The organism is Acidiplasma cupricumulans, assembly GCF_001402935.1.
Lineage (GTDB): Archaea > Thermoplasmatota > Thermoplasmata > Thermoplasmatales > Thermoplasmataceae > Acidiplasma > Acidiplasma aeolicum.
Genome location: NZ_LKBH01000034.1, coordinates 1 through 5,894, shown reverse-complemented (window position 1 = coordinate 5,894; position 5,894 = coordinate 1). Strand labels below are relative to the sequence as shown.

Here is a 5,894-nt window from a genome sequence, read left to right as displayed (position 1 = left end):
TATATTGAAATCAATATTAATCGCATACTCGCTCTTTGTTTTAAATGATTTCGCTATAATAATAAAATATTCCCTATTCCTTTTATAATCAACCTTTAATGATTTGTATTTTAAATCATTGAAAACTTTAATTCCGTCAACATTATCACTAAATTTGCACTCAATAAAGGCCATTTCATCTGTTTCGTCATTTCCTGCTATGGCGTCTATTTCTATATCCTTATACCAGAATCTTTTTACATACATAATTTTAAACGGCAATTTTATTATATTATTTCTTATCATGTCAATAATTATTCTTTCAAATGCATGGCCATAATATGTATTAATATTTTTTTTAATTATTTCCATGACCTCATCAACATTATTTATTTCCAGATCAGATAAATTAGGATAAACAAATTTATAATAAAAATTTAGAAAATAATCATTTATTTCGTAAATACCCCGACGTTTCTGATTTAATGGCAATGTATAATTGACAAGCCTAACAGAGATCAATGTTTCCAAATATTTTGATATATTTCCCTTATCAAGATGCGTTGCATTAACGATTTCACCATATGTATTATGTCCCATGGAAATATACCTTAAAATTAATTCATATATCCTTGGCTCCCTAAATTCCTCCTTTAATAATATTTTCGGCTCCTCGTATAATATCTCACCCTTTTTTAATATCTTATTTTTTATATTTTCCTCAACGCTTTTGTCCCTATCTATTAGGGAAAGATAAAATGGTATACTTCCAAATACAGCATTTATTTTTATTAAATCCTCCATATTGGAATTATAAAAGTATTTTATATTTCTTATATTAAAACCTGTAAGTTCTATGCTGCCTGTTCTCCTTCCATATAATGGCGATTTATAGCTTAATAATTCATCCTCCATCATGCCTATGCTTGAACCTGATAATATAATATACAGCATTGTGTTGTCCATTAATTCATCAAATATTTTCTGCATTATTGACACAATACCATGATTTAACTCTATTAAATTTGGAAATTCATCAAGAACAATTATTACCTTATCTGATTTTATTTCATTTATAAAATACTTAAACAGTTCATAAAAATTTGATTTTAAATCATTAAAATAATCCTTTCCTGTAATTTCTGCAAACTTATTTTTTAATGAGTTTAAATTTTCATCCATACTATCCAGGGTGCATAAATGATATATGTATTTTTTATTCTCAACAAATTTTTTGATCAGCATTGTTTTACCTATTCTTCTCCTGCCGTAAATAATTATGAGCTCTTTTTTATTTTCATTATATTTATCATTGAGAAATTTTAACTCATATTTTCTATTAATAAAATGTTGTAACATAATTATCATAATTTGATTACAACTAAATATATAAAACATTTTATGGTAGGATATGTTATTATTTTTTTCCATTTTTCATAAAGTTACTCCTTCGTCTTTATGGTTTCCTTAATGATAATTTTTTATTTTGCATGGATTCTAAATTATTTTTCCTATATTCCATTTGGCTAATGTTAACTTAAATAGAATGATGCATAAGTAAAATATTATGCATTGAACACTATTTTTATCATTTTCAATTTAATTGTATAATTCCAGAAAAATAACCGTAATAAAGCCTTTCAGGGAATGCTTAAATGTATGGATTATTATTAACTGCACCCAACTATGGGAGAATGAAATTAAGTATGGTCTTCCTTACTTTCAGAGTCTTTTAGGAATTTTCCAACTAACTGCAAATAATTTTCATAAAATTTTTTACCGCTGTCTGTCAGTTCTGCATATACCCTTGGAGATTTAAAAAAAGATATCTTTTCAGTTTTAATGAAGCCATAAGACTCCAGCTTTGAAATATGATTTTCAATGCTTCCCTTTCCACAGCCGGTGACCTTCATTAGGTCAGAAAGCTTCATTCTCTTGCTTACAGCCAGTGCCATTATAATTATTAACCTTGATGATGAATCCATTGGTGTATTGCTGATTTCAACAGATATCTGCCTTAATAGGTCTGTTAACTCCTTCTGAATATTATTGTCCATTGACAACCCCCAGATAATCGGGTGCGCTGTATAGCATGCCTATACCTGCGGACAGCCAGATTAATACAATGATGGCATAGGAGGTATAATAAAATAAATAGACATTAAATACCATTGAAATTCCGGTAAAATTAATAATTAATGGTATTACTGCAATAAGGATGAATGAAATAAAAACCGCATATACCATGGCCGGAATTTCTGATAATGTGTATTTAATGGACCTTATCATAATAAAATCTATTATAACAAATATAATACATTGAATAATAAGTTCAATAATATTACCATATTTTACCGGAATATAGGAGAATAAAACATTTGAGAAAATGTAAATAAATATGAAAATTACTGTTATATTTTTCCAGAAGCTTTTTTTAATTCCATCATTTCTATTATATTTTAAGTCCAGCAGCCTTTGTGTTTCCCCAAAAATGTGGAACCAGTACAGCAATGCCATGATAAGAGATGCAGTGTCCACAAGAAAATTTATTGGGCCTGCATATGCAGGCATTATAATATATGAAATCAGTGATTCAAAAAAGGCATAGAGGAATATAACGGCTGAAAAATATACAAAAAAGAGTCCCCACGATCTCCCAATCATATATTTCTCAAAGCTCACTATTCTGGTCTTCGCTGAATTGATATTTTGTGTAATTATATCATTAATTTTTTCATTGGACAATATCTCACCTGATTACATGGAGTTTTTAAAACATTATACCTTATGTGTGTATAAATATTAACATGGGTTCAAAGTTTGAACCCAGCAATAGTTTCATAGGCCCAGAAAATATATATGTTTATGAAAATAAAAACTATCAACCTAACAAAGGTTATGAGTAAAGGGTTTACCCTGCAATTGCATGATATGGAAATCAGGGGGCCTGGTATGGTTGGATATCTTGGTACAAATGGTGCCGGCAAAACCACTACAATGAAATTATTTGTAAATTTAATCCATCCAACATCAGGATCTGTTTTTATTAATGGCATAAATGTGCATGAAAACCCGGTAAGGGCCCTAAAAAATATTTCAGCACTCATATCTGATCCTGAGCCATATAAATATTACAGTATTAAGGAATTTTTATACATTGTGGGTTCTATTAAGGAATTAGATAAATCAGATATCAGAGAATATATGGATGTATTTTCTAAAAGATTTCATTTAGACAATATGGACATTAGAATTGGGAAACTCTCAAAGGGGAATAAAAGAAAGGTAATGATACTGGCTGCATTAATGGGAAACCCAGAGATAATACTTCTGGATGAACCGTCTGATGGGCTTGACCCCATTGAATCCAGGGAGTTAAGGAATATTTTAAATGAGATTAAAAAAACAAGCCTCATATTTATGAGTTCACATCTCATGTATGAGGTAAGTGAAACGTGCGATAGAATTATTATAATTAATAATGGCAGGGTAATTGCAAATAATGAAACAGCCAAGATTATAAATATGATGGGTGGGAACAGAATTGGGCCTGAGGAGCTTGAAAATGCATTTTTTAAATATGCTGGTGGTGGTTTAAAATGAAATCTGAATTTTCTCACATGAAAATTTTCTATAAGGATTACATGCATTTTGCCTCAAGATCAAGAATTATGCTTGAGATGGTTATTGTTGATGCGGCAATTCTGGCCTTTATAGCATATAGAATATCTCAAATTAGTAATTTAAAGGCACTATGGCCAAATGGCACAGCATTCTCTGCAACGTTTGCAGGTTTTGCATATTTCTTTGTTTGCTGGACAGCCACATTCATGGGCAGTTTTGCCATTTCCAATGATTTTACAACAAATTCCGGGCAGTATATACTTTCGTTGCCTGTAAAAAGAAGCAGCATCTTTATTGGAAGGTATCTGGCCGCAACAACCCTGGCAGCCATGGCTGTATTATCCTTCTTTTTATTTTTGGCTGCAGAATCCTATTTTAACTTTAAAACTGTACCCGTCACACTTATTAAAGGCTATTTTGTATCCATGCTTATAATTTTAAGTGCAATGTCAATTATATTTCTACTCAGCAGCCTTATAAGGATGGATCGTTTTGTTCTTGTTGGCTCATTTTTCCTGTTTTTTATTGCCATGCCTGTCATTGACGGAATTTTACAGATCAATTCCATGAATGTCAATGCACTATTGTATGTGGATGCCAATGCAGTAACAAAAGCCATTGGATCTACAAAATATTTTACATATGCAACCTTTATTCAAATAGTCCAGGAGAATTATAACCTTTTAAATTTTGATCAGGCAATAATCTCAATGGTAATTTACGCCATTTCAATGTTTATAATTGGACTTTATGTTTATAAACACATGGAGGTTAAATGAATATTTTTTTCTGGTTTATGTTTTACCGCAAGTCAATACCGTTGAAAAATACCCTCCTGACATTAAATAAAATGACATTTATTATAAAACAGGATTTAATAAATAAAAAATTAGGATGCCCAAATTAAGCTCAAAAAATAGCACTATGATAAACTCACATTTTCTGATGATGAAACTTTTTCAACAATGACTGCTGTGCCATATGCAACTATTTCAGTCATCATTTGTGCCATATCCGATGTGTCAAATCTCATGTTTATTACGGCATTCGCGCCAAGGTTTTTGGCGGATTCCTTTAATCTGTTAAATGCCGTTTCCCTTGCATCGTTAAGCAATTTTACATACTCCTTTATTTCACCGCCGCCAAGTGACCTGAGGCTTGCCATTATGTTACCGCCAAGTCCCCTGCTTCTGACCGTTAACCCCCATGTTGTTTCGAGAACCTTTGTAATCTTATATCCGGGAACATAATCAGATGTAACTATAATAACATCATTTACATCATTCATATTACCAGTTTCTATGTCATCCATGAATTATTATGGCATTGAATTATATAAATATTCTTATTAAATTAATGTTAAAATAATAACCAGTAAACATTAAAATTTGTTGGAACTAACATGGATTCGAAGGTTCTTCCATCATAAATGTGAACAAATAAAATATCATAAAAGCTCTGAATTCCAGTGAGGCTGAAAATAACCATGTATTATGGAATAATTTAATAATGCTGCATGGCCTTAAAATCCGGTGACGGATATTGCTATGAGCAGCCCAAACAGTAAAGAAAAAATAACAACAGATTTCAATATATTTTCATAATATTTGGCAAGCATTACAGGATCAATAAATTCTCCCCTGATTAATGATCTATATGGTCTGGAGGCCTGTATCTGTACCTGAAGTAGAGAGTAACCAAGTGCAAGCATTAAAATTATCATTATAATATTGGTCCCACCTTGAATTAGGTATCCTGATACAATGGGCATGGAACCTGTTGAAAATGCAAGAAATATATTATTATGAAAAAACCCATTAAAAAGTTCAAGGTTATATGAAAATAGAAAGAATATTTCAATGGCGCCAGCCACTATTAATGAGTGAACAATAAATAAGGCGAAATAAAAGGAAAATGAAAGACCTGCGAACAGTGATGTAAACCCGATAATTATCATAAATTTTCTTGAAAAATAATCTGACCATGGACCTGGTGAGTGTTTAGCGGAGGAGTCAAAGCAGTGTGCAGAAACACCGAGACAGATTAAAAATGTTATAAAAAGATAAAAGGACCTCATTATGTGAATATTTTTGGAAAATAGACTGCCAAGGAATACAAGGGACCCAACCATTAATGTATATGGGTAAAATGTTAATCCTATTAAGGCCCTTATACGAATGGGGCCAAATTTTGGCACATACCACTCTCCTAATCTGTCCGACATCGATATTATCACATAATTAATTGGTACCTGCACAATAATTTTTTGTAAATCCATTATATAATTATTA

At 31.0% G+C, this 5,894-nt stretch carries 7 protein-coding genes; 2 read left to right on the top strand and 5 right to left on the bottom strand.

Annotated elements, in window-relative coordinates:
- The 3 genes from AOG55_RS01365 to AOG55_RS01355 all read right to left on the bottom strand — a co-directional run.
- Positions 1–1,347: ATP-binding protein (locus AOG55_RS01365; protein WP_236688949.1), on the bottom strand; the 1,347-nt coding region annotated here is incomplete at its 3' end.
- Positions 1,348–1,679: 332 nt separating this feature from the next.
- Positions 1,680–2,036: a MarR family winged helix-turn-helix transcriptional regulator gene (locus AOG55_RS01360; RefSeq protein ID WP_055040790.1), complete on the bottom strand. Its 357-nt coding sequence runs from the start codon at positions 2,034–2,036 to the stop codon at positions 1,680–1,682.
- Positions 2,026–2,724 (bottom strand): hypothetical protein, encoded by a 699-nt coding sequence (locus AOG55_RS01355; RefSeq protein ID WP_156318715.1) that lies wholly within the window; start codon positions 2,722–2,724, stop codon positions 2,026–2,028. Before AOG55_RS01355 ends, AOG55_RS01360 begins: the two co-directional genes overlap by 11 nt.
- A 120-nt stretch (positions 2,725–2,844) precedes the next feature.
- Here AOG55_RS01355 and AOG55_RS01350 point away from each other — a divergent pair, with 120 nt between their 5' ends.
- Both AOG55_RS01350 and AOG55_RS01345 read left to right on the top strand, forming a co-directional pair.
- On the top strand, positions 2,845–3,582 hold the full coding sequence (locus tag AOG55_RS01350) for an ABC transporter ATP-binding protein (protein WP_162200878.1): 738 nt from the start codon (positions 2,845–2,847) through the stop codon (positions 3,580–3,582).
- Positions 3,579–4,382 carry an ABC transporter permease subunit gene (locus AOG55_RS01345; protein WP_048102335.1) on the top strand — a complete coding sequence of 268 codons (804 nt, stop codon included), beginning with the start codon at positions 3,579–3,581 and terminating at the stop codon, positions 4,380–4,382. Before AOG55_RS01350 ends, AOG55_RS01345 begins: the two co-directional genes overlap by 4 nt.
- 143 nt (positions 4,383–4,525) lie before the next feature.
- On the opposite strand, the gene AOG55_RS01340 is transcribed toward AOG55_RS01345, so the two are convergent.
- Positions 4,526–4,915 carry a YbjQ family protein gene (locus AOG55_RS01340; RefSeq protein ID WP_236688948.1) on the bottom strand — a complete coding sequence of 130 codons (390 nt, stop codon included), beginning with the start codon at positions 4,913–4,915 and terminating at the stop codon, positions 4,526–4,528.
- A gap of 210 nt (positions 4,916–5,125) precedes the next feature.
- Positions 5,126–5,894 (bottom strand): hypothetical protein (locus AOG55_RS01335; RefSeq protein ID WP_055040789.1); only part of this gene is annotated, 769 nt, incomplete at its 5' end.

Excerpts from the sequence above, each read along its gene's own strand:
- AOG55_RS01360 (WP_055040790.1), bottom strand. The coding sequence starts at position 2,036 with ATGGACAATAATATTCAGAAGGAGTTAACAGACCTATTAAGGCAGATA.
- AOG55_RS01350 (WP_162200878.1), top strand. The coding sequence starts at position 2,845 with ATGAAAATAAAAACTATCAACCTAACAAAGGTTATGAGTAAAGGGTTT.
- AOG55_RS01345 (WP_048102335.1), top strand. The coding sequence starts at position 3,579 with ATGAAATCTGAATTTTCTCACATGAAAATTTTCTATAAGGATTACATG.
- AOG55_RS01340 (WP_236688948.1), bottom strand. The coding sequence starts at position 4,915 with ATGGATGACATAGAAACTGGTAATATGAATGATGTAAATGATGTTATT.